The organism is Acinetobacter sp. XS-4, assembly GCF_023920705.1.
GTDB lineage: Bacteria > Pseudomonadota > Gammaproteobacteria > Pseudomonadales > Moraxellaceae > Acinetobacter.
On sequence record NZ_CP094657.1, the window covers coordinates 2,531,319 to 2,555,251 of the forward strand.

At 40.8% G+C, this 23,933-nt stretch carries 17 protein-coding genes; 7 read left to right on the top strand and 10 right to left on the bottom strand.

What is annotated here, in order from left to right:
- Positions 1–4: 4 nt before the first annotated feature.
- The 5 genes from MMY79_RS11860 to MMY79_RS11880 all read right to left on the bottom strand — a co-directional run bounded on the left by MMY79_RS11860 (position 5) and on the right by MMY79_RS11880 (position 6,190).
- Entirely contained in the window at positions 5–1,360 is a 1,356-nt protein-coding gene (locus MMY79_RS11860; protein ID WP_252608725.1) for an MFS transporter, read from the bottom strand.
- A 100-nt stretch (positions 1,361–1,460) separates the two neighbouring features.
- On the bottom strand, positions 1,461–2,744 hold the full coding sequence (locus MMY79_RS11865) for a DcaP family trimeric outer membrane transporter (RefSeq protein WP_252613518.1): 1,284 nt from the start codon (positions 2,742–2,744) through the stop codon (positions 1,461–1,463).
- A gap of 279 nt (positions 2,745–3,023) precedes the next feature.
- Entirely contained in the window at positions 3,024–3,695 is a 672-nt protein-coding gene (locus MMY79_RS11870; RefSeq protein WP_252608727.1) for a class I SAM-dependent methyltransferase, read from the bottom strand.
- 72 nt (positions 3,696–3,767) lie between these two features.
- Positions 3,768–5,462, bottom strand: a complete 1,695-nt coding sequence (locus tag MMY79_RS11875) for an AMP-binding protein (RefSeq protein WP_252608729.1) — start codon at positions 5,460–5,462, stop codon at positions 3,768–3,770.
- Positions 5,463–5,572: 110 nt separating this feature from the next.
- Positions 5,573–6,190: a TetR/AcrR family transcriptional regulator gene (locus tag MMY79_RS11880; protein ID WP_252608731.1), complete on the bottom strand. Its 618-nt coding sequence runs from the start codon at positions 6,188–6,190 to the stop codon at positions 5,573–5,575.
- A 144-nt stretch (positions 6,191–6,334) separates the two neighbouring features.
- Between MMY79_RS11880 and MMY79_RS11885 the strand changes: the two genes are divergently transcribed.
- From MMY79_RS11885 to MMY79_RS11905, 5 genes are read left to right on the top strand one after another with little or no spacing between them, the layout of a single operon-like run.
- A complete protein-coding gene (locus tag MMY79_RS11885) occupies positions 6,335–7,507 on the top strand; it encodes an isovaleryl-CoA dehydrogenase (protein ID WP_252608733.1) in 1,173 nt (390 codons plus the stop codon).
- A gap of 24 nt (positions 7,508–7,531) precedes the next feature.
- Entirely contained in the window at positions 7,532–9,133 is a 1,602-nt protein-coding gene (locus MMY79_RS11890) for a carboxyl transferase domain-containing protein (protein ID WP_231763633.1), read from the top strand.
- A 9-nt stretch (positions 9,134–9,142) separates the two neighbouring features.
- Complete coding sequence (locus MMY79_RS11895) at positions 9,143–9,946, top strand: enoyl-CoA hydratase/isomerase family protein (protein ID WP_252608735.1); 804 nt, start codon at positions 9,143–9,145, stop codon at positions 9,944–9,946.
- Positions 9,947–9,957: 11 nt separating this feature from the next.
- On the top strand, positions 9,958–11,949 hold the full coding sequence (locus tag MMY79_RS11900) for an acetyl/propionyl/methylcrotonyl-CoA carboxylase subunit alpha (protein WP_252608737.1): 1,992 nt from the start codon (positions 9,958–9,960) through the stop codon (positions 11,947–11,949).
- Positions 11,946–12,848 (top strand): hydroxymethylglutaryl-CoA lyase, encoded by a 903-nt coding sequence (locus tag MMY79_RS11905; RefSeq protein WP_252608740.1) that lies wholly within the window; start codon positions 11,946–11,948, stop codon positions 12,846–12,848. Before MMY79_RS11900 ends, MMY79_RS11905 begins: the two co-directional genes overlap by 4 nt.
- Positions 12,849–13,098: 250 nt before the next feature.
- On the opposite strand, the gene MMY79_RS11910 is transcribed toward MMY79_RS11905, so the two are convergent.
- The gene (locus tag MMY79_RS11910) at positions 13,099–14,040 is read right to left on the bottom strand and encodes a LysR family transcriptional regulator (RefSeq protein WP_252608743.1); all 942 of its coding nucleotides are present in this window, start codon (positions 14,038–14,040) and stop codon (positions 13,099–13,101) included.
- 205 nt (positions 14,041–14,245) lie between these two features.
- On the opposite strand from MMY79_RS11910, the gene MMY79_RS11915 reads away from it, so the two are divergent.
- The gene (locus tag MMY79_RS11915) at positions 14,246–17,728 is read left to right on the top strand and encodes an indolepyruvate ferredoxin oxidoreductase family protein (RefSeq protein ID WP_252608744.1); all 3,483 of its coding nucleotides are present in this window, start codon (positions 14,246–14,248) and stop codon (positions 17,726–17,728) included.
- A 73-nt stretch (positions 17,729–17,801) separates the two neighbouring features.
- Here MMY79_RS11915 and MMY79_RS11920 read toward each other — a convergent pair whose 3' ends face one another.
- Both MMY79_RS11920 and MMY79_RS11925 read right to left on the bottom strand, forming a co-directional pair.
- Positions 17,802–18,605 (bottom strand): thioesterase family protein, encoded by an 804-nt coding sequence (locus MMY79_RS11920; protein WP_252608746.1) that lies wholly within the window; start codon positions 18,603–18,605, stop codon positions 17,802–17,804.
- 195 nt (positions 18,606–18,800) lie between these two features.
- The gene (locus MMY79_RS11925; protein WP_252608749.1) at positions 18,801–20,603 is read right to left on the bottom strand and encodes an acyl-CoA dehydrogenase C-terminal domain-containing protein; all 1,803 of its coding nucleotides are present in this window, start codon (positions 20,601–20,603) and stop codon (positions 18,801–18,803) included.
- Positions 20,604–20,906: 303 nt separating this feature from the next.
- On the opposite strand from MMY79_RS11925, the gene MMY79_RS11930 reads away from it, so the two are divergent.
- Entirely contained in the window at positions 20,907–21,356 is a 450-nt protein-coding gene (locus tag MMY79_RS11930) for a PaaI family thioesterase (RefSeq protein ID WP_252613519.1), read from the top strand.
- Between the two features lie 20 nt (positions 21,357–21,376).
- On the opposite strand, the gene MMY79_RS11935 is transcribed toward MMY79_RS11930, so the two are convergent.
- Positions 21,377–22,594, bottom strand: a complete 1,218-nt coding sequence (locus MMY79_RS11935) for an MFS transporter (protein WP_252608752.1) — start codon at positions 22,592–22,594, stop codon at positions 21,377–21,379.
- Between the two features lie 18 nt (positions 22,595–22,612).
- Entirely contained in the window at positions 22,613–23,929 is a 1,317-nt protein-coding gene (gene dcaP / locus MMY79_RS11940) for an outer membrane trimeric porin-like protein DcaP (RefSeq protein WP_252608771.1), read from the bottom strand.
- Between the last annotated feature and the right edge of the window lie 4 nt (positions 23,930–23,933).

A 23,933-nucleotide genomic window follows, 5' to 3' on the forward strand; every position in this document is an offset into this window, starting at 1 on the left:
TGTATTAACCACCCTCTAGTTCAGCAGAGAGTTTTGGAGCAATATTTTGTTTTTCTACAGCATGTCGTCGCAGAACCATAACAGCGAAAAGCGCCAAAATTGCAGGGATTGCGATCATCACGAAATTCATCTTATGTGGCAATTCTAAGACTAATAACATGCCCGTTAAGATTGGACCAACAATTGCCCCAATACGACCAACACCTGAAGCACAGCCAATTCCAGTCGAACGCACACTCAATGGATAATATTGTGCAACGTAGCTATAAAGCAGAATTGAGGTACCAATCGTTGCAGCGCCTGCAACAGTGACTAACCCATATAAAACATAGGCTGGTGACTTAAAGCCTAAACCTATTAATGCTACAACACCCGCCAAAAGCATTCCCATAATTACTGGTTTTAAATGGAATTTATCAGACAAAATACCACCGCCAATTGAACCGATCATTGCACCAACATTTAGGGCAAGCAAGAATAAAATACTTTTACCCAATGAATACCCTGCTGCAAGCATGAGTTTTGGTAACCAGCTGCTTAAGGCATACACCATGAGTAAGCACATAAAAAACACGAGCCAGAACATGAGTGTATTGAATGCGCGGCCTTGTTGAAATAATCCTTTTACAGAACTGCCAGTTGGAACATTATCTTCATTAAGCACTAATTGTGTATTGATCGTTATGGTTTGTTCAGGTGAAATTTTTTGAATAATGCGCTGCGCCTTCTCAGTTTTACCAGTTTTAACCAAGAAGGTTAAAGATTCAGGTAAAAACTTCCAAATGACAGGTAATAAAAATAGTGGAATACCGGCAATTAAAAACATAATTTGCCACCCCTGACTTTCAACCAAATAACTACCAATTAAAGCTGAAAGAATCCCACCAATCGCATAACCACTAAACATGGTCCCCACCAGAGTACTGCGTATGCGTTTAGGTGCGTACTCCGAAGTCAAAGCAACCAGATTTGGCATGACCCCACCAATGCCCAGTCCCGCCAAGAACCGAAGTACCCCAAACTCAAGTGGACTTGATGCAAAAGCGCCTAAAAAAGTGAACCCGCTAAAAAGAGTGATACAAATTAAAATCACATTTTTACGGCCTATTTTGTCTGCCAAAGTTCCAAAGAACATTGCCCCAAACATCATTCCACATAGAGCCGTACTTGCTAACATTCCCGCCTGCACAGCCGTCAATGACCACTCTTGCATCAGCAAAGGCAGTACTACTCCATAAATAACCAGATCATACCCATCAAAAATAATAATTAATAAGCACCAAAGTAAAATACTCCAGTGATACGATCTAAACTTGGCCTGATCAATAATTTCATTTACATTTAATTTAGAAGTTGTCATTTACCCACCTCCTCTGTGAGATAAATTCATATTCAATTTTTTAAAACGACATATTTCACCCTAAAGAAAAAACAGATTATTCAAGGTTTTGTTGAGTAAATTAAAAGTCATAAGTCGCCATTATATTGAAGCGGTTATCAATCCCGTTACGTCCATCAAAAGTTTCTCGTTCGCCATACACATATTCAACGCCCAAGGTAATTGGCTTGTAAGGGTTATAAAGTGCATTTACCCAGCCTTGCCAAAGCTCTTTGTTTTGAGTGGTACTATTGCGTTGTAACTCAGCAAAACGCTTGTCATCTTTGGCTTTCATATAACCATAAGCTAAGGTTGAACGAATTTTTGGCGTAAATTGATGTGTTATACCTAAAGAAACCGTGTCAAATTCATTGCTATGCATATTGTTTTGATCATCTATTGCATAGCCGCTGTTACTCCATAGTAGAAAACGGCCATCTCCTTTGACATGGTAGTAATCGGCTTTGAGTAATGTATCGGGTGTAATTTGATATTTACCGCCTAAGCCCACCCCCCAAGCCACTTCTTCGTCATTATTAGTTCTTTTTTCGGCAACAAAACTACGGCCAGATAACATCGAACCATTGGCAAATTTATGATTTAAGCGGCCTACCAAAGCAGGTAAGCGCATTTTATTGTCAGGGTCAGTTGTCGCAGTATATTTCGGGTCTTCAACCGATATTGCAAAACTCGTATTGGCAGTTAAGTTATCGCTATAGCGTACAAGCGGTGATCTTAATAATGCTCCCCCAACAAATGTACCTGCATCAATCGTTTCTGGATAATATTCAGGTGCAATAAATGTTGACCATGTTTGACCAATCAGCCATTTATCAAAAGTTAAATAAGCATGGCGTATACGGAACTGATCACGAGTTGCAGCCCCAAAGAAGTCCATTTCCAGTTTCCCGCCCACATCACCCACAGCCGTTGGGGTTTTAAAATTCAACCCGAAACGTGTCACATTAACGGTGCTGTGCAACTGGTCTTTTTGTGCAGATTCTTCTGGCGTATTTTCGAGTGGAACCCCACTAATATTGTTATACATGGTAGAAGCCCCTTTCATTTGATAAGAAGCATCTGCCCGTATATAACCGTATAAATTAAATTCTACACCAGACTTAGTTAACACTTGTTTTGTAGGCTGAGCAGCTTGGGGCATTGAAGAAGTTGCTAGCTCCACTCTTTGTTGCGATAAAGATTTCTGAGCTTGCATGTTGGCTTGTAGCATAGCCCGTAGTTCTTTTACTTCTTGGCGAAGTTGTTCTATTTCAGGATCTGTTTGACCTGCAAAAGCAGAAGACACAAACAGGGTCACAGAAATAGCCAATAGGCTTTTTTGAACCGTTGTATTTAAAGCATTTATCATAAAACTTTCCTTTTTTGATCTTTAATTAGATTTAAAGATCTCGACATCCTTTTTGTTATGTACCTATCTAAAACAGGTTCTTAGAAATCTGACTTTCTTCCTCTAGAAAGTCTTCCATCATATTTTTTAGACAAAACCTCCCTTAAGCAGCATTGAGGCCACTTTTTAATGTGTTATAGGTAAAGCTAGTTCTTCTAATTTTTTTCGTTTTTTATATTCTCTTCCTCATTGAGAATATTTAGGTGTTAAGACAACATTCCTTTGTCTCTACTGACATTATTTTTTTGCTATAAAACCCTGATACGTCAAAATCTGTGCATAAGACTGTACGCTCTCGAAACCACTCTTTTGCAAAAGTTTGATATATCCTTCAGTAGTTAAGCTGAAAAAGTCTTGTGCCATACGCTCTAACATTTTCTGACATTGCTCTTCCGTTAAACCTTGAGCCAAGCATAAATAACGTAGTGCTTGAAGCTGCTGTGGGTTTACACAAGTCATTAAATCGTAGGTAAGTAAAACTGCTTTTTCTTTTAAGCGATCATAAATATCTTTAAAAAAAACAGGTTTTATGTCATCTGCAATAAAATGAGCCACGAGTATAGAAAGTGCAGCATCAAAGCAATTTTCCAGAGGCAAAGCCGAAGTTTCACCATGAATAAAGGTCACTTGTGAAGATTTATCTAAAAGTTCAACCTGTTCTTGGGCTTTTTGCAGCATGGTCAAAGATGGATCAACTGCTGTAAATTTCCAGTCGGGATGCCGTTTAAGTAAATATTCGAGTTCATAACCCGTACCACAGCCCACAATTAAAATATGAGCATGAGGTTTCAACACCAATTGCAAAATGGCATCCACCTGTTGATGGATCACTTCATAACCTGGAATTAATTTACGAATATGTGCGTCATATCCTTCGACTACTTTTGGGCTATTAAAGTCTTTTGCCATTTTGCTTTATCCTCTATTTCAACTGCCTTTAGATTTATAATTTGCTGCACTTTGAACGGGCTTTAGACTTCTTTAATCAAAGACATTTCCAGTTAAGTTAAGTTCAGCTCGCATAATTTCCTGCAATTTAAACTTTTGTGCTTTACCTGAAGCAGTCATTGGAAACTCATTAAAGAATCGGACATAGCGTGGCACTTTATTATGAGAAATGTGCTCTTTGCAGAATTGGCGAATGCGGTCTTCATCAATTTGATGATGTTCATGCAAAATAATACAAGCACAGAGTTCTTCGCCATATCTAGCATCTGGCAAGCCAATGACTTGGACATCGCTCACATCAGGATGGGTATATAAAAAGTCTTCAATTTCTTTTGGAAAGAGATTTTCCCCACCACGAATTACAACATCTTTAATACGGCCTTTGATTTTAATAAAACCGTCTTGGTCCATTTCTGCAATATCACCCGTATGCATCCAGCCAGCCGAATCAATTACTTCACGGGTCTTTTCTTCTTCGCCCCAATAACCAGCCATCACTGAATAGCCGCGAACGCATAACTCACCTAAAGTCCCTTGCGGAACAATCTGCCCTTCTAAATCGACAATTTTAATTTCAACATGCGGGTGAACATGCCCGACTGTACTTACTCGTTTATCAATCGAATCATTTACCGAACTTTGTACACTTACTGGTGATGTTTCAGTCATACCGTAACAAATCGTGATTTCAGACATATGCATGCGGTCTATAACCCGCTGCATAATTTCACGTGGACAAGGGCTACCTGCCATGATGCCCGTTCTTAAACTCGATAGATCAAACTCATTAAACTGTTCATGTTCTAAGGTGGCAATAAACATAGTTGGCACGCCATAAGCTGCCGTACAACGTTCTTGATGAATCGCTTTTAAAGTTTCTAAAGGATTAAATACAGCCGATGGATAGACCATGGTTGCCCCATGCGTAACGCAGGCTAAATTCCCCATCACCATGCCAAAGCAATGAAACAATGGCACTGAAATACAAACTTTATCTTGAGGGGTTAAGCGAATCCCTTCACCTACAAAATAACCATTATTTAAAATATTATGGTGGGTCAACATGGTCCCTTTTGGGTTCCCTGTTGTACCTGAGGTAAATTGAATATTAATGGTTTCATCAAATTGGTGTTGCTTCGTCAACTGTTTTAATTGTTCTAGCTGTTCTGATGTTGGCGTAGTAACTAAATCACTAAAACGATGAATGCCCGTATGTTGTTGGTCATCAATTTTAATCACAAATTTTAAATGTGGCAGTCGCACTGAACTGAGCACTTTATCTGGACTGTTGGTTAACTCAGGGGCAATTTTTGTGAGTAATTCTTGGTAATCGGTGGTTTTGAATTGAGAAGCAATAATCAATCCTTTGCATGAGACCTTATTCAACACATATTCAAGTTCATGGCTTTTATAAGCTGTATTTAGATTGACTAAAATAATCCCTGCTTTAAAAGCTGCAAATTGGGTTACCGTCCATTCCACACAGTTAGGCGACCAGATGGCTAACCGATCTCCTTTTTTTAATCCCAATTTTAAAAGGCTACAAGCAAAAGCATTTACTTCATCTTGTAAAGCTTTATAGGTTAATCGTCTGTTTTGGTGGAAACTAACGATTGCTTCCTTTTCTGCATATTGCCGACAGGCCTGATCAAATTGTTCACCAATGGTCATACCCAATAAGGGCTGTGTGCTTGGTCCCGAGGCGTAACTTAACCGTTCTTGTTGCATTGAATCATTCTCCTTGATTCTTTGTAATTCTCTTCATACCTGATCTAATTGTTGTTACTGCAACTACTTTTCCAAACCGCCTACTTTGTAATGTCTATCCTTTATATGCCCTATTTCTTCTGCACAGCATCCAGACAAAAGTCAGCAATCTGTTTTGAAAAATAGTCTCTGTGTGCATGATCAAACTTTGTATTTTGAGCTGGGTCTAAGGGTTCAACGACCACATAAGTCATGGCACCAACAACACAAAGCGCTGCTGTGTTTAAATCATCCAAGACAAACTCACCACTTGCATTTCCATCCGCAAGTATTTTTTTCATACTCTGTTTAATCAATTGCTTCACACGAAAACGCTCATGTTCAACTGTTGAATCGACAGGTTCAAACATGAGTGAATATGCAAGCTGAGGACTATTGAGTGCTCGTTTTACAAAAGTTGCCACAGCCTTGTGTAATTTCTGCTTTGCCGATAAATCACTTTCGGTAATTGAATCAATCACCAATAGTTCTGTATTAATAGCCTCTGACAAAACCTCAATAAGCACTTGGCTCTTATTATCAAAGTAGCGATAAACCAGACCACTTGATACGCCCGCTTGCTCTGCAATGGTTTGTATTTGTGCGTCTTTAAACCCTCCCTCTGAAATTAACTTTCTGGCTGAACTCAAAATCGACTTACGATTTTGCTCCATCCGCTCTTGCATTAAAGATGATCGTTTATAGCTCATAATTTATTCTCTAACAAATAAAATGAATTGTAAATCATTTTATGAATCTGTATTCACTTTTTTAAAAAATCATTGTATGGTACATCTCAAATACCCACAAAATATTTTATGGACAACAAATATAACCAATAGGATGAAAATATCATGAACCTACGCAGCTTGAATTTCGGTCTAGATGAAACTTTAATTGCGCTTCAAGATTCAGTGGCCGCATTTTGTACAAAGGAAATTGCACCAATTGCCCAGCAAGTTGATCAAGACAATAAATTCCCTGCACATCTCTGGAAAAAATTCGGAGATATGGGTCTTTTAGGCATGACAGTTTCTGAAGAATATGGCGGTGCCAATATGGGTTATCTGGCTCATATTATTGCTATGCAAGAAATTTCTCGTGCTTCGGCAGCCATTGGTCTTTCTTATGGTGCCCATTCTAATTTATGTGTAAACCAAATTAACCGTAACGGTAACGAACAACAAAAACAGAAATATTTACCGAAATTAATTTCTGGTGAATATGTTGGTGCTCTTGCAATGTCTGAACCAAATGCAGGTTCAGATGTCGTCAGCATGAAATTACGTGCTGAACAAAAAGGTGATCACTTTGTTTTAAACGGTTCAAAAATGTGGATCACCAACGGCGGTGATGCTGATGTACTTGTAGTTTATGCAAAAACTGACCCGAAAGCTGGTGCAAAAGGTATGACTGCTTTTCTAGTTGAAAAAAACATGAAAGGCTTCAGTCACGGCAACCACTTAGACAAACTTGGTATGCGTGGCTCTAACACTTACCCGCTGTTTTTTGACAATGTAGAAGTGCCTGCTGAAAATGTACTCGGTGGTGTCGGTAACGGCACAAAAGTACTGATGAGTGGTTTGGACTATGAACGTGCAGTTTTAAGTGCTGGACCTTTAGGCATTATGGATGCCTGTCTAGATGTGGTAATTCCTTATTTGCATCAGCGCGAACAGTTTGGTCAGGCATTAGGTGAGTTCCAGCTTATGCAAGGCAAACTTGCCGATATGTATTCAACTTGGTTAGCATGTAAAGCCCTCGTCTATGCTGTTGGTGCTGCATGTGACAAAGCTGATCATGACCGTAGTTTGCGTAAAGATGCTGCAAGTGCCATTTTATATTCTGCCGAAAAGGCGACATGGATGGCTGGTGAAGCAATTCAAACTTTAGGCGGCAACGGTTATATCAATGAATTCCCTGCTGGCCGTTTATGGCGCGATGCAAAACTTTATGAAATTGGTGCCGGAACTTCTGAAATTCGCCGCATGCTGATCGGCCGCGAACTCTTCAATGAAACCAAATAATAATTATAAATAAGGAGGCATCTTATGAACCAATTACAAAGCAAGATTAATGTTCGAAGTGAAGACTTCAAAACAAACCAGCAAGCCATGCAAACATTGGTCACAGATCTAAAACAAGTTGCTCAGCGTATTGCTTTAGGCGGTGGTGAAAATGCCCGTCAAAAACACTTGGCTCGAGGTAAACTTTTACCCCGTGAACGTATTGATCAACTGGTTGATGTTGGTACGGCATTTTTAGAAATTGGTCAATTGGCAGCGTACAACGTTTATGAAGATGATGTTCCTGCTGCGGGCGTAATCGCAGGTATTGGTCAAGTCAACGGCATAACTTGCATGATCGTTGCCAACGATGCAACGGTAAAAGGCGGAACGTATTATCCCCTTACGGTCAAAAAGCATTTACGCGCCCAAGAAATTGCCGAACAAAATCACTTGCCTTGTATTTATTTGGTCGACTCAGGCGGTGCCTATTTACCAATGCAAGACGAGGTTTTCCCAGACCGTGATCACTTCGGACGTATTTTCTACAATCAAGCACGCATGTCGAGTCTAGGTATTGCCCAAATTGCTGTAGTGATGGGTAGCTGTACCGCAGGTGGTGCTTATGTACCTGCTATGTCTGATGAAACGATTATTGTACGTAATCAAGGTACGATTTTCCTAGGCGGCCCTCCTCTGGTAAAAGCTGCGACTGGCGAAGTGGTGAGCAGTGAAGACTTAGGCGGTGGTGATGTACACACACGTCTTTCGGGTGTAGCTGACCATTTAGCTGAAAATGATGAACATGCAATTGCGATTGCACGAAACATTGTTGCTAACCTAAACAAGAAGCCAAACGACTTAAATAAACAAGTTGATGAGCCACTATTTGATGCATCTGAACTCTACGGCGTAGTCCCAAGTGATGCACGTAAGCCTTTTGACATTCGCGAAGTGATTGCGCGTATTGTAGACGGCTCTCGTTTTGATGAGTTTAAAGCACGCTTTGGTTCAACACTGATTACTGGTTTTGCTTCACTCTATGGTATGCCAGTCGGCATTATTGCCAATAACGGGATTTTATTCTCCGAGTCTGCACAAAAAGGTGCGCACTTTATTGAGCTATGCACACAGCGCAATATTCCATTGTTATTCTTACAAAACATTACGGGCTTTATGGTTGGTCGCCAGTATGAAAATGAAGGGATTGCAAAAAACGGCGCTAAATTGGTTATGGCAGTTGCAACCGCAAATGTACCAAAACTCACCCTAATTATTGGTGGTTCGTTTGGTGCAGGTAACTACGGCATGTGCGGACGTGCTTATTCACCACGCTTTTTATGGACTTGGCCGAACTCTCGTATTTCTGTGATGGGCGGCGAACAAGCAGCAAGCGTGCTGTCAACTTTAAAACGTGATCAGATTGAGCAAAAAGGTGCCGAGTGGTCAGCGCAACAGGAAGATGAATTTAAACAACCAATTCGAGAACAATACGAGCGTCAAGGTCATCCTTACTATGCTTCTGCCCGCCTTTGGGATGACGGTGTAATCGACCCAGCTCAAACTCGTCAGGTACTTGGTTTAAGCCTTGCTGCTGCTATGAATGCTCCAATCCAGCCAACCAAATTTGGCGTGTTCCGCATGTAAGAGGTGTATATGAGCTATCAATTTTTACAACTCGAACAACAAGGTCAGGTTGCCTATGTTTGGCTGAACCGTCCTGAACTACACAATGCTTTTAATACTACAGTCATTGAAGAGCTACAAGCTTGCTTTAAGCAAATCAATACACGTGATGATATTCGTGTTGTGGTTTTAGCGGGTCGCGGTAAAAGCTTTTCGGCAGGTGCCGACCTCAACTGGATGAAACAGGCAGGTCAGGCATCTTCAGCAGAAAATGAAGCAGATGCATTAAAACTTGCGCAAATGCTTGATGCACTTGCAACACTTAAACAACCGACTATTGCTCGTGTGCATGGCATTGCTTTTGGTGGCGGCATGGGTTTGGCATCGGCATGTGATATTTGCATTGCCAGTACTGATGCTAAGTTTGCAACTTCTGAGGTTCGTTTAGGACTTGCTCCTTCTACCATTAGTCCCTATGTGATTCGTGCGATTGGTGCAAGACAAGCCTCTCGTTACTTCTTAACTGCCGAGCGAATTTCAGCACGTGATGCCAAACAAATTGGCTTGGCCCACGAAGTTGCAGATGCCGAAGATTTAGATAAAAAAGTTCAAGAAATTATTAATGCTCTATTACTTGGTGGCCCGCATGCTCAAGCGGCCTCAAAACAACTGATTCAAATGGTGAGCAACCAGACCATGAGCAATGATTTGCTGCAACAGACAGCACATCATATTGCTCAAGTTCGTCAAGGTAGTGAGGCAAAAGAAGGTCTGAGTGCCTTTTTAAATAAACAGCAGCCTGCTTGGGTTTCTAACTCGAATAACAACAATTAAGGACGATCATCATGTTTGAAAAGATTTTAATTGCGAACCGTGGCGAAATTGCCTGCCGTGTAATTCGTACAGCTAAAAAATTAGGTATTGCAACGGTTGCCGTTTACTCAGATGCAGACGCAAATGCACAACATGTCAAACTTGCAGATGAAGCGGTTTATATTGGTCAATCCCCTGCAACGCAAAGTTATTTGCAAGCCGACCGTATTATTCAAGCAGCGATTGATACAGGCAGCCAAGCGGTTCACCCAGGCTACGGCTTCCTTTCAGAAAATGACCAGTTCGCACTCGCTTGCCAACAGCACAATATTTGCTTTATTGGCCCACCAGTTGATGCCATTTTAGCGATGGGCTTAAAAGCGACCTCTAAAGCTTTAATGGAAAAAGCAGGTGTTCCTTTAACACCGGGTTATCACGGAACCAACCAAGATGCCGACTTTTTAAAACAACAGGCAGATCAAATTGGCTATCCTGTTTTAATTAAAGCCAGTGCCGGTGGTGGTGGTAAAGGCATGAGTCTGGTTGAACGCAGTGAAGATTTTCTGCATGCCTTAGCCTCTTGTAAACGTGAAGCCAAATCGAGCTTTGGTAATGATGATGTCTTGATTGAGCGTTATGTGATTCAGCCTCGCCATATTGAAGTACAAGTGTTTGGTGATACACATGGCAACTATGTACATTTGTTTGAACGCGACTGTTCGGTACAACGCCGTCACCAAAAAGTGCTAGAAGAAGCCCCTGCTCCACAAATGCCAAGCGAAAAGCTCGATGCAATGCGCCAAGCTGCAATTGATGCTGCACGTGCCGTAGATTATGTTGGTGCCGGTACGGTTGAGTTTATTGTAGAACAAGACGGTACAGCGTATTTCATGGAAATGAATACTCGCTTACAAGTCGAACACCCTGTCACTGAAATGATTACAGGTGAAGACTTAGTTGAATGGCAACTTCGTGTCGCTTATGGCGAACCTTTGCCTAAACTACAAAACGAATTGCAAATTCACGGACATGCGCTCGAAGCACGTATTTACGCCGAAGAACCTGAAAAAGGCTTTTTACCTGCAATCGGTAAAATTGACTATCTACACTACCCAACTCAAAACCAATATGTGCGTGTAGACAGCGGTATTGTTGAAGGCGATGAAATCACGACGTATTACGACCCAATGATTGCCAAATTGATCGTATGGGGTAAAAACCGTGAAGCTGCGCTCATTCAAATGCAGCATGCTTTAAGTCAATTCCATGTCGATGGCTTAGGCAACAATATTGCCTTTCTGGAAAAGATTGTTCGTAGCGAATCTTTTAAACAAGCCAAGCTTGATACTAACCTGATTCAACGTGAACAAAACTTCTTGTTTAGCCCTGAAGAGATCAAACCAGAACTTGTAGTGGCAGCGGCATTTATTGAGTTTCTAAGCAAACTTAATAACAACAGTTCAAGCCAAAAACAACTTTGGCAGGCTCAACCACTTTGGCGTTTAAATATTGCCTATCAGCATAGCATTAAACTGAACTATTTAAACCAAAATATCCAAATCAAGTTTGCCTCAAATGAAGATGGCTTCACCGCAGAATATAACGGACAAAGCTACCCAATTTCAGGTCAATTGATTGATGCACATACTGCCTCTGTTCAAATTGATGGAACTCAGCAAAAGCTATCTTTTAACCAAAGTCAGCAAGGCATTACCTTGTTCCAAAATGGACAAAGTTATAAGTTTGCTTATATTCGCCAAGACTTTAATCAAGCAGATAGCCAAGCTGACGAAGGTCACTTAAAAGCCCCAATGCCTGGTGTGGTCACACAAGTACTGGTGAGCGCAAATCATAGCGTGAAGAAAGACGATATTTTAATGACGCTTGAAGCGATGAAAATGGAATATACCATTCGTGCCCCTAAAGACGGCTTGATTGTAGATTCCTATTTCCAAGTCGGTGATCAGGTCAAAGCTGGCGATGAGCTTGTGGAATTTCAGCCTGCACAGGAGGAAGTTGCATGAGTGAGTTTGTCAAAATCGTGGAGGTCGGTCCCAGAGACGGCCTCCAAAACGAAAAGCAGGCTTTAACTGTCGAACAACGCTTAAACTTCATTAATGACCTGATTAATGCAGGTCTAAAATCGATTGAAGTCGGTTCATGCGTTTCCGCAAAATGGGTGCCGCAAATGGCTCAAAGTGATGAGCTATTTAAGCTGTTACCCCAAACAACCGATGTACAATTTAGTCTGCTCACCCCCAATATCAAAGGTTTTGAAACCGCTCAAGCGGTAGGATGCAAAGAGGTTGCGGTGTTTACCGCAGCTTCTGAAAGCTTTACCCGTAAAAATATCAACTGCTCAATCGACGAGAGCTTTGAAAAATTTAGTGATGTCATGACTGCTGCAAAAGCACATAACATACGTGTACGAGGTTATGTCTCTTGTATTGTCGATTGTCCTTATGAAGGCGCAATTGCTCCTGAGCAAGTCGTAAAAGTTGTTAAACGACTCTATGACATGGGCTGCTATGAAGTATCTTTAGGTGAAACCATTGGTACGGCTACACCAGATCGAGTTCAAAAGGTTTGGCAAGCCTGTCTGGCTGAGCTAGATAGCTCAGTGTTAGCAGGACATTTCCACAACACCTATGGCATGGCGATTGCCAATATTTATCAGTCTTTACAGCAAGGCATTCGTGTTTTTGATTCGTCTCTTGCAGGTCTTGGTGGTTGCCCTTATGCCAAAGGTGCCTCTGGCAATGTATCGACCGAAGATCTGTTTTATTTGCTTTCACACATGGGATTTGAAACTGGCATTGACCTAGAAAAATTGATGCAAGCCAGCCAAAATATTAGCAATGTATTAAACCGAAAAAGCTTGTCCAATTATGCAAATGCTTATTGGCAAACCAAGTGTGCCTAGTCATAAATTAAAATAGCTCAGCATCTGGTATAAGGCTTACTATTAGGCGAAGTACCAGATCATCCCATCTAATCTTTATCTCATTTCATTCAGGAATTGGGACTAATCTCTCATGCAATTTTTTTAAAATTTATCATTTATCTTTGTATTAAATGCCTCTCTCAACAGAAGCATTCTCTACCCTATTTTTGTTCTAAATCCGTATTATTCTTCATCCTTTTTCAATTGTAGTCCTTAAAAATTTATCTGATTATTTATAAAAATAAGAAGCATCCATTTCAATTCTTGGCGAAATATATTCTTCCACCCAGTCTAACCATGCACGCGTTTTAGCATCGATAAAATGGCGTGAAGGCAATAGCGTATAAACCCCTATATCGGGCGAACGCCACTCTGGCAAGATATGGCATAATCTTCCATTCTGAACTGCATCTAAAGCCGAAAACATCGGCAATAACGCGATTCCCATATCCTGTTGCACAACATCTAACAATAACTCTGGGTTATCTGCAATGAGTTGCCCGCCAATGTCGACTTGATAAGACTCACCACTTGTATTTAACAAATGCCAATCTGGCGTAATCGACGGGTTTACCAAGCGTAAACAGGCATGATCTTTTAATTCTTCTGGGGACTTTGGTACTCCATGCTTTTCTAAATAAGCAGGCGAAGCACATAAAACAGAAAAGATAGTACCAATTCTGCGTGCAACAAAACGAGAATCTGTTAATGATTCAGTCAGATACAGACTGACATCCACCCCTTTTGCCAACAGGTCTGGAACATACTGTGAGGTCGTATATTCCACGGTTAATTCAGGATAATGTTTGCAAAACTCGGCCATGACAGGAAAGACGTAGTGATGCCCAAAGCTTCCCATACTTAATACACGTAAACGTCCTTTCGGTTTTGAGGCTGTTCCAGCGACTTCTGATTCAGCTTCATCCACCATTGAAATGACTTGTCGACAACGTTCCGCATAAGCTGCACCAATATCAGTCAGTGCCTGCTGGCGCGTCGAGCGTTGTATGAGTTTTGTACCTAAGCGTGTTTCTAGCTCGCTGATAAGACGTGAAACCTGTGCTGTGGTCAGATCCATCTGCTCAGCTGCTGCTGTGAAACTCCCGCTATCAATCACTTTCAGGAATGCATGCATTGCATGCAATAGTCCACCATCGAGATTTTTGCGCATAACGTAAATATGTTTTCCTAAATTACGGATTGTTGCACCAGTTTAGTTCAACCACAATGACTAAATGTACATACATTGGCACTAATTCTTTTTTAAGAAGAGGAACCGATCTTTTTTTATTTCGTATGTCACTTGCTCCAAATATTCAACTGGATGTTGAAAAAAGAAAGTAGTCCGAGCTACTAAAAATTCTAAGGAGATATAAATGAATATAGCTACAAAAGTCACTCCAAATATTATTGCAACAAAGGATGTGTCACTTGAAGATAAATATGTAAGTGATAACGGTACAGCATATATGACTGGCATTCAGGCACTTGTTCGGTTGCCTCTTGCCCAAACTCGCCGTGACGCGATTAATGGTTATCATACTGCTGGTTTTATTTCTGGTTATCGCGGTTCTCCTGTTGGTAACTACGATAGTTTCCTTTGGCAAGTTCAAGGATTGCTTAAATCCCATAATGTTGTATTTCAACCTGGTGTAAACGAAGACTTAGCTGCTACCGCAATTTGGGGTACACAACAAGTTAACCTTTCAGGCCAAGGCAAATATGATGGAGTGTCTTCATGGTGGTATGGTAAAGGCCCAGGTGTTGACCGTTCAGGCGATGTACTCCGCCATGCTAACTTAGCTGGTACCTCTGAACGTGGTGGTGTTGTTGCTTTATTTGGTGATGACCACTCATGTAAATCTTCTACAATCCCGCATCAGTCTGAACATGTCATGATTGGTTGTGGTATTCCAATTTTCTACCCAACATCCGTTCAACAAATTTTAGACTTTGGTGTACACGCTATTGCTGTCTCACGTTTTTCTGGCCTATGGTCTTCAATGAAGCTGGTTAGTGAAATTGTAGAAACTTCTGCTTCAGTTCATGTTGACCTTAACCGAGTTACTCCGGTGATACCAGAAGATGTCGATTTCCCTGCCGACGGCGTCAACATTCGCTGGCCAGATCATGGCATTCAGCAAGAAGAACGTCTTTATAAATATCGCTTACCTGCTGTTTTGGCTTATGCCCGCGCGAATAAAATCAACACCGTAACATGGCCGTGTGAAAATGCCCGTATTGGTATTGCCGCAAGTGGTAAAGGTTATTTAGATACGATTGAAGCCCTACGCATTTTAGGTATTGAAGATGAAACTGCCCAACAGCTTGGGCTACGTGTTTATCAAGTTGGTCTAATTTGGCCTTTAGAACCTCAAGGCGTTCGTGAGTTTGCAGAAGGTTTGCAAGAACTGATCGTTATTGAAGAAAAACGTCCAATTATTGAAGCACAAATTAAAGATGAGCTGTACTCACTTCCTGATGGCAAACGCCCACATGTGATTGGTAAAGCCACCGATGGGAAAGGTGAATGGAGTACCTCTATTGAAGAAGCACCACTCATTGGTCACTATGAGTTTCAGCCTGAACCTATTGCAAAAATGCTGGCTGCTCGCTTCTTAAAACTAGATATTCCAGAAAGCTTAAAAGTACAAATTCAAAGCAGAATCGACTTACTTCTAAAAGCAGAGCAAGAATCAAAACGTGTTATTGATCTTGCTGAACGTAAACCGTATTTCTGTAGTGGTTGTCCTCATAATTCTTCAACAGTCGTCCCTGAAGGTAGCCGTGCCCTAGGTGGTATCGGTTGTCACTATATTGCAGTTTCACTTGACCGTGGTACCGAAACATTCTCTCAAATGGGTGGTGAAGGTGTAAGCTGGGTGGGTGCATCGCACTTTACCAATGAAAAACACATTTTTGCCAACCTTGGTGATGGAACATATTTCCACTCAGGTTACTTAGCAATTCGTCAATCCATCGCTGCAAAAATTAATATTACCTACAAAATCCTCTATAACGATGCGGTCGCTATGACAGGTGGTCAGCATGTAGATGGACATTTGAGCGTTGCACAGTTAACTCGTCAGCTCGCTGCCGAAGGTATTAAAAAACAAGTCATCGTGACTGATGAAGTTAAACTATTAAACGAAGAAGATGGTATTGCACTGGGTGTAGAAATTCGCCACCGTAATGAACTCGATAAAGTTCAACGTGAGTTGCGTGAAGTTTCAGGTGTAACCGCTTTAATTTATGTACAAACCTGTGCGAGTGAAAAACGCCGTCGCCGTAAACGTGATGTCTATCCTGACCCAGCTGAGCGTTTATACATTAGCAGTGATATTTGCGAAGGCTGTGGCGACTGCTCTAAAAAATCAAACTGCTTATCTATTGAGCCAGTAGAGACAGCTTTAGGTACTAAACGTCAAATTAACCAAAGTAGCTGTAATAAAGACTTCACTTGTGCCGAAGGGTTCTGCCCTAGTTTTGTGACTGTTCATACACGTGATATGAAACGTCCAGCTAAATTTGAAGGAATTAGTGCAGGCTGGCCGACATCACCAATCATTCCTCAGTTATATGACATTCCAAGTCGTATTATGGTCGGTGGTATTGGTGGTACAGGTGTGGTGACTATCGGTGCACTGCTTGGTATGGCAGCTCATCTAGAAGGTAAAGCAACCCGTGTTATGGACATGGCTGGACTTGCTCAAAAAGGTGGTACGGTTTATTCATACGTACAACTTGCAGCAAGTGATGAACAAATTTCTTCTACCAAAATTCCGGCAGGACAATGTGAACTACTCATTGGTGCAGATGCCGTAGTCGCTGGTGGTAACGCTGCTCTATCTCGCTTAAAAGATGATGCTTTGGTTATTGTGAATGAAGACAGTACTCCTACTTCTGACTTTATTAAATCTCGTGACTGGTATGCACCGATTAGCGATTTAATTGATCGTCTTCGTGGTCGTGTACGTCAAGGTCAACTGGTTTCTCTGCCGGCAGCTCGCATTGCAACACAACTGTTAGGTGATTCAATCTATACCAACCAGTTATTACTTGGTATGGCTTGGCAATCTGGTCGCATTCCGCTATTACGTGAAAGCATTGAAAAAGCAATTCGCCTAAATGGTACTGCTGTTGAAAAGAACCTTGAAGCTTTCCGTGTGGGTTGTCATCTTGCAAGTGACCCAACTTTAGCGGCACGCTTAGTTGCGGCAATGCCAAAAACTAAAACTCCGCAAACTTTGGCTGAACTTGTTGAAGACCGCTCTACTCGTCTGACAGACTATTGGAATGAAGCTTATGCAGCTAAATATCGTACCCTTGTTGAGCTGGCTGCTAAAAAATTACCAGAAGAGTTAACAGGTACCATTGCAACTCAGCTTTATAGAGTCATGGCGTATAAAGATGAATATGAAGTTGCACGTCTTTTAACAGGTAAAAGCTTCAAAGAGTCAATTGAAACCCAGTTCGGTAAAGGCTTACGTTTAACATATCACCTTGCTCCACCAGCTTTACTGGGTGGCCTGCAAAATATTCGTAAACGTGCGTTTGGTTACTGGATGCGCTTCCCGATGATGATGCTTGCGCGCTTACAATGGCTTCGTGAAACTTTCCTTGACCCATTTGCACGTCAAGAAGAACGTCAACACGAACAAGCATGGCGTGACCGTTATATCGCATTTGTTGAAGCACTTGTTGAAGCGCCAGACAATCATAACTTGGCAGTCGCTGAACAAATTGCAAAATTACCAGCTGAAGTTCGTGGTTATGGCCATATTAAAATGAAAGCAATGGACGCTGCAAAACAGCGTTGGGATGAACTTACCCCAACACTCATTAAAGTGCGTAGCTAAGAAATGCTTGTAATTTAGATCTGAAAATAAAAAAAGTCATCCTTAGCGATGACTTTTTTATTAACTGAAATATTTATTTAGCCATTTTACGTAATGTCAAAATCTGTTCGCTTCGGCCAAATGGGCCATACACATCATGTAAAACTGCACTGGTTAAACCAATACCATCCGAACCATATTGCTGAACGGTTTCCAGCCCCAACCATTTACCTTGCGGATAACGGTGCATGTGAACTTGCAAATCAAGATTTGGGAAGCCCCACGTAAATTCGCCTTCTTGTCTAGGCACAATTCCGTTTGCGGTATCTATCATGCCAATCAAATGGGCAAAATCTGTCGTCGACTGCCCTTCAACCATTTCTTTATCATTATTGAGCCAAACAATACCTTTACCTGCGCGGTGTTGATCATCAGTTTTAGTGACGAGTGTCTGGATAAAACCACCCGGCCATCTTTTCATACCCGTCCATTCGGTAAAGGTATCTGGGTGATGAACTGGCTGATCTTCAAGCCCAGCAATATCGGAACTATCTTGAGTGCACATGCGCCACGCTCTAGCCACAATGCAAGTTTTACCCTGTGCTTGCATTTCGGCTTCAATCAGTTCAATCGTTTTACCCGCACGAATCACATGTGTCTTAATCGTAAATTCACCAAATGCAATTAGTCCAAAAATATCAAAACTAATTCGACCAATGCGCATATCTTGTCGTGGCGAAAATTGCTCTAACTCAGCTGCGATTACGCCACTTGCAGGGGCCATATGCTGTTCATGAGGGTTCCATGCCCCTTGTGCATGAACAGTTGAGCAATAATGAGCAATAACTTCGCCTTGAGGACCAATTGTTCTATTCAGTAACTGATAATAAGCATTCATGATTTCTTTCCTTAGTCCTTATCCAACATTAATATTTGATGAAAATTCATGTTTTAATGCTTATGTTAACCCTCTATTTCTTTGGCTCAACTGGTTTTTCCTACCAAAAACTCATGAGTCTAAAATTACAAATTTAATCACTAGGTAAAATTACGCATGTCAATTTCACCCAGCGATCCTAAAAATTACTAGTCATTAAAATGCAAAAGCATCTTGGTCAAGTTCCATCACAGATTCAGCTCCAGACTCAATAGAAGCGGCATGACTCTGTGTACGATGTAAAAGTTTTTGATAGAAAAACTTAGCTGTCGTTAATTTTGCTTTATAAAAAGCTTCCTCTTTTGTACCCACCTCTAATTTTTCATGGGCAACTTGTGCCATTCGCGCCCACAAATAAGCGAACACGACGTAACTAGAAAAATAAAGATAATCTACTGAAGCTGCCCCTATTTCTTCTGAGTTGTGCTTTGCTTTGTCGGCAATCGTTTTGGTCAGTGACAACCATTGTTGCTTAAGCTCAGCTAATTTTTCTAAATAAGGTTTTAACACTTCATTTGATTGCTGTTGACCAATAAATTGATCAATTAAGTCCGTCATATTTTTTAGAAGTTTGCCTTCCGACTTGAGGACTTTACGTGCAAGCAGATCTAAAGACTGAATCTCGGTGGTTCCCTCATACAATGTTGAGATACGCGCATCACGTACAATCTGCTCCATACCATGCTCAACAATAAAGCCATGCCCACCAAATACTTGAACACCATGCTTAGCGGATTCATTGCCTGATTCTGTTAAAAAAGCTTTAGCAATTGGCGTTAAAAAAGCCAGTAATTCATCGGAGTGCTTTTGCTGTTCCTGATCGTTTGAACTTTCCACAATATCGACATGCTGAGCTAAAAAGTAAGTCAATGCACGGCCACCTTCAGAAAAAGCTTTTTGCGTCATTAACATTGATCGCACAGCGGGATGCACAATAATTGGGTCGGCATTTTTCTCAGGATATTGAGGACCAGATAGCGAACGCATGGCGAGCCGCTCTTTGGCATAACTTAATGCGCCTTGAAATGAAATTTCAGAAGCAGCAAGCCCTTGCACTGCCGTTCCAATACGTGCGGTATTCATGAAGGTAAACATACAATTGAGCCCACGATTTTCAGGGCCAATCAGATAACCTTTCGCACCATCAAAATTCAATACACAGGTGGCATTACCATGGATCCCCATTTTATGTTCAATCGCACTACAAACGACTTTATTACGGTCCAGCACCTGACCGTCGTCACTCACATTAAATTTAGGCACAATAAATAAAGAAATACCTTTAGTCCCTGCGGGTGCTTGAGGCAAACGGGCTAAAACAATATGAATAATATTTTCAGAAAGATCGTGTTCGCCTGCCGAGATAAAAATCTTTTCACCTGTAATGGAATAACTACCGTCAGGATTTGGTTCTGCTTTAGTTCTAATTAACCCAAGGTCCGAACCCGCATGTGATTCGGTTAAACACATCGTTCCGGTCCAGACGCCACTAATCAACTTAGTTAAAAACTTTTGCTTTTGCTGTTCGGTACCATGATGCTCAATCGTTCTCATTGCACCATGAGACAAGCCCGGATACATTGCCCAAGCCCAATTAGAACCACATAACATTTCAGAAATGGCAATTCGCAATAAGGTCGGCAAGCCTTGCCCACCATATTCTGGGTCAGCGGTTAGTGAGGTAAACCCAAGCTCAGCATATTTTTGGTAGGCTTCTTTAAAACCTTTCGGCGTTGTGACTACGCCTTGATTTAAATGGCACCCTTCCTGATCGCCATTTTGGTTAATAGGTGCCAATTCATTTTCACAAAAATCTGCTGCTGCCTCTAAGTATTGATCAATTAATTCTCGATTTACGCTTTCCTGATATTTGCTTAAACCTTGATAGTTCTGTTCTGTTTGAAGCATTTCATGCAGCACAAATTGCATATCGCGTAATGGAGCTTTGTATAAAGGCATAGTTTTTTCCTTTCACGTTACTACCTGTGTAATAGGCAGATATCGTTTTTTCCTTGAATGGACTTTTATTGTTTCAATCTCACCAAAATATCAAAAAATTTCTTATAGCAAAATATATTTTCACTAATTTAATAAAATTATCGTAACTCAGAAATAGATACAAAACATAAATACATGTTTTAAAATACAAATATAGAATAAAAAGTAATTAGTATTAATTAATTAGATTAAATTTAATTTTGTATTGCAAAATTTTATTCCGTAAAAATTCAATTTATAGTATCGTGATTAGATTGCTTAATTATCCAAGGACGATTCATGGAAAGCCAGAAATACACAGGTCTTGAGTTTTTAACCGCTTTAAAAAATGGTGAAATTTCCCCATCACCTATGGCTCATACCATACCGATGAAACTCGTTGAAGTATCCGAAGGTAAAGCAACTTATAAAGTTACTCCTCGCAAAGAACATAGAAATATACAAGGCGGTGTACACGGCGGCTTTTGCGCCACAGCGTTAGATACAGCAACAGGCAGCGCAGCTCATACTCTACTTGAACATGGCGTTGGCTATGGAACCATTGATTTAAATGTAAAAATGATCCGTCCCATGCAGGTTGATACGTCTTACTATGCGATAGCCGAATTGATTAATGCGGGCCGTAATATTATTAGTACCGAAGGAAAAATCGTAGATGAAAGCGGCAAAGTGTATGCCTTTGCTTCGGCAACCTTAATGATTATTCGCAAATAATAAAATATTGAAGCTCCTGTTTATGGAGCTTTTTCATGCTTTGCAATCTTACCCATTTCATAAAAATCTAAGCGATCAATCATAAAACTTAATATTGCCATCGCTAAACCTAAAGCGGCACAAGCTTCCCATCCCCAATGTTTCCATGCATACACCGCAATAAAAGAACCTAAGGCTGCTCCACCAAAATATAAGGTCATATAAATTGAATTAATACGAGAACGTGCCTCGGCCGAAATTCGGTAGACCAGATTTTGATTAAGTACATGAAATGCCGACAAACCAAAGTACGCCATAACAACCCCAACAGCGTAGGCAACCAGAGACTGCTGTGCAAAAAATAGTGGTATCCATGCACTCATTAATAGCCCCATGCAAATCACTGCAATTTTATTCTCAAGCCCTGCTGCAATTTTCTTACCTGCCCAAGGGGTCGCAAATACGCCTGCCAGTCCAACAATCCCAAATAAACCAATCTGGAAATCGTTAAAGTGATATGGTTCATTCGCCAAAATAAAAGTCATGGTAGTAAAAATCAGAGCCAAAATACCAAAGCCAATTCCTCCAGCAAAACCACGGCGCAATAAATGAGGCTGATGAGCTGCTAGTGAAAATAATGAACCATAAATCTGTAGAATATTGAGTTGGTGAGACTTACGTGCAATTGGTAACTTCACCCACATTATCCAAGCAAACACCAAAATGACAATTCCGCTAATTAAATAAACCGTATGCCAAGACCAAACTGTAGAAAGTAAGCCTGCGATAGAACGCGCCAATAATATTCCCAAAAACAAACCGCTCATGAGAGTGCCTACAACTTGAGGGCTTTTTTTCGGGCTAGCTAAACCTGCGGCGAAAGGAACTAAAACTTGAGTCGCAATAGAAAAGAATGTCGCTAAAAAGGTAAAGCCATATAAAACTGGCAAGGTTTGACTTAAGGATAGCCCTACTTGTGCAAGGCCTGTACAACACATGAGCAAACAAATATAACTTCGCTTTTCAAAAAAGTCGCCTAAGGGAACCAATATAAAAAGGCCAACTGCATATGACAGTTGGCTAATGACAATGGTTAAAGCAACTTGATCGGCATTAACTTTTAATGCTTCTGCAATTGAATAGATTAAGGGCTGGTTATAATAGTTTGAACCCGCACAAATTCCACATGTCATTGCCATGATAAAAATAAAGCTTTTTGACAGTATATTTTCTGCATTGGGCTCAACTATTTTTTCCATTTTTAACTACGCCCTATTTTAAAATTTATACATCGATACAAAGTTTACGCGTGATACATCAGCGGTTCTGCCATCAAACACTTCTCTTTTGCCTTGATGATATTCCATACCAATATCCATTTGCTCAATCGGTGAATAGAAAACGTTAGCTGCGTAGTCCGTTAAGCGTTTGTTAGCATCTGGGTTGAGTTTGGCATAAGCCGTGTCATCATCATAATCAAACATTGAAGCTGATAAATTTGCACGCCATTGCTCATTAAATTTATATGAATAACCAATATTGATGCTATTCAACTTATTCATAACCAAATCTGTTTTATCTTCGTTTAAAGAAAAATCACCCGCGGCATTTAAACTTGTTGAATTTGCCAAACCACTTTGGGTGGTGTACGGCATAAATTTTTGATCACCGACAATATATTGATAATTTGCTTGTACCGACTGCTGAGGTGTTAATTGATATTTTAAGCCACCTCCGGCGCCCCAGCTTACTTTCTTAACCGTGGCAGTTGCGACATCTGCGGATTTTTCATTAATAAACCCTTGAGCAAGTGCCGTTAAAGGCCCTTGTTTAAAGCTATAGCGACCCGTTAGAGTTGGAAATGCAGAGACTCTCGAACCTGTATATTCCAAGGCTACTTTTAAATCATTATTGGCATCAATTTTCCAGTCATAGCGAATTTGAGGAGTACGCGTATACGAGGTTCCCACAAATTGCGTGTAATCGACAGCTTCCGTACGGGTTTCCATGTTAGACATGAGTGACCATGTTTGACCAAAGGTCCAGTCTTTATAGGTAAAAAATGCATGACGGATACGGAATTTACCATCCCCCGTTCCCATGTTAGAGCTATCAAAGAAATCGGCTTCAATATTCCCTGTGACCGCTTTATTAGGACTATTAAAATAAACACCTAGTCGACTTGCATTAATCATGGCATCGGAACGCGCATGGTTTGAACGTTTTTCACTTTCAAAAGGGGCTCGGTACAAACTGCTGGTCGTTCTACCACCCGAGTCAGGTGATGATTTAAAATCGACCGCTGCATCAATACGAGCAATACCGTAAACCTTAACGTTATCCGTCCAAGTGACCCACGAAGGAGCAACTGGCTTCTCCGTTACAGTTGCTTTAGTTCTTTTAATGTTTTCTTCAATTTTTACTTGTTTGACTTGTAAATTATTTTGAGTTTGCTTTTGAGCTGCAAGTTCTGCTTTTAACTTTTGCAGCTCGGTTTCTAACAAATTAATTCTTTGTTCTGTAGTATCTGAAGAATTTGCAAAAATAGTCCCTGAAGCCGTAGCACAAGCTACAGCTAAAATTAATTTTCTCATCTTT

Coding starts and splice junctions, on each gene's coding strand:
- MMY79_RS11860 (WP_252608725.1), bottom strand. CDS start 1,360: ATGACAACTTCTAAATTAAATGTAAATGAAATTATTGATCAGGCCAAG.
- MMY79_RS11870 (WP_252608727.1), bottom strand. CDS start 3,695: ATGGCAAAAGACTTTAATAGCCCAAAAGTAGTCGAAGGATATGACGCA.
- MMY79_RS11875 (WP_252608729.1), bottom strand. CDS start 5,462: ATGCAACAAGAACGGTTAAGTTACGCCTCGGGACCAAGCACACAGCCC.
- MMY79_RS11880 (WP_252608731.1), bottom strand. CDS start 6,190: ATGAGCTATAAACGATCATCTTTAATGCAAGAGCGGATGGAGCAAAAT.
- MMY79_RS11885 (WP_252608733.1), top strand. CDS start 6,335: ATGAACCTACGCAGCTTGAATTTCGGTCTAGATGAAACTTTAATTGCG.
- MMY79_RS11890 (WP_231763633.1), top strand. CDS start 7,532: ATGAACCAATTACAAAGCAAGATTAATGTTCGAAGTGAAGACTTCAAA.
- MMY79_RS11895 (WP_252608735.1), top strand. CDS start 9,143: ATGAGCTATCAATTTTTACAACTCGAACAACAAGGTCAGGTTGCCTAT.
- MMY79_RS11900 (WP_252608737.1), top strand. CDS start 9,958: ATGTTTGAAAAGATTTTAATTGCGAACCGTGGCGAAATTGCCTGCCGT.
- MMY79_RS11905 (WP_252608740.1), top strand. CDS start 11,946: ATGAGTGAGTTTGTCAAAATCGTGGAGGTCGGTCCCAGAGACGGCCTC.
- MMY79_RS11910 (WP_252608743.1), bottom strand. CDS start 14,040: ATGCGCAAAAATCTCGATGGTGGACTATTGCATGCAATGCATGCATTC.
- MMY79_RS11915 (WP_252608744.1), top strand. CDS start 14,246: ATGAATATAGCTACAAAAGTCACTCCAAATATTATTGCAACAAAGGAT.
- MMY79_RS11920 (WP_252608746.1), bottom strand. CDS start 18,605: ATGAATGCTTATTATCAGTTACTGAATAGAACAATTGGTCCTCAAGGC.
- MMY79_RS11925 (WP_252608749.1), bottom strand. CDS start 20,603: ATGCCTTTATACAAAGCTCCATTACGCGATATGCAATTTGTGCTGCAT.
- MMY79_RS11935 (WP_252608752.1), bottom strand. CDS start 22,594: ATGGAAAAAATAGTTGAGCCCAATGCAGAAAATATACTGTCAAAAAGC.
- dcaP (WP_252608771.1), bottom strand. CDS start 23,929: ATGAGAAAATTAATTTTAGCTGTAGCTTGTGCTACGGCTTCAGGGACT.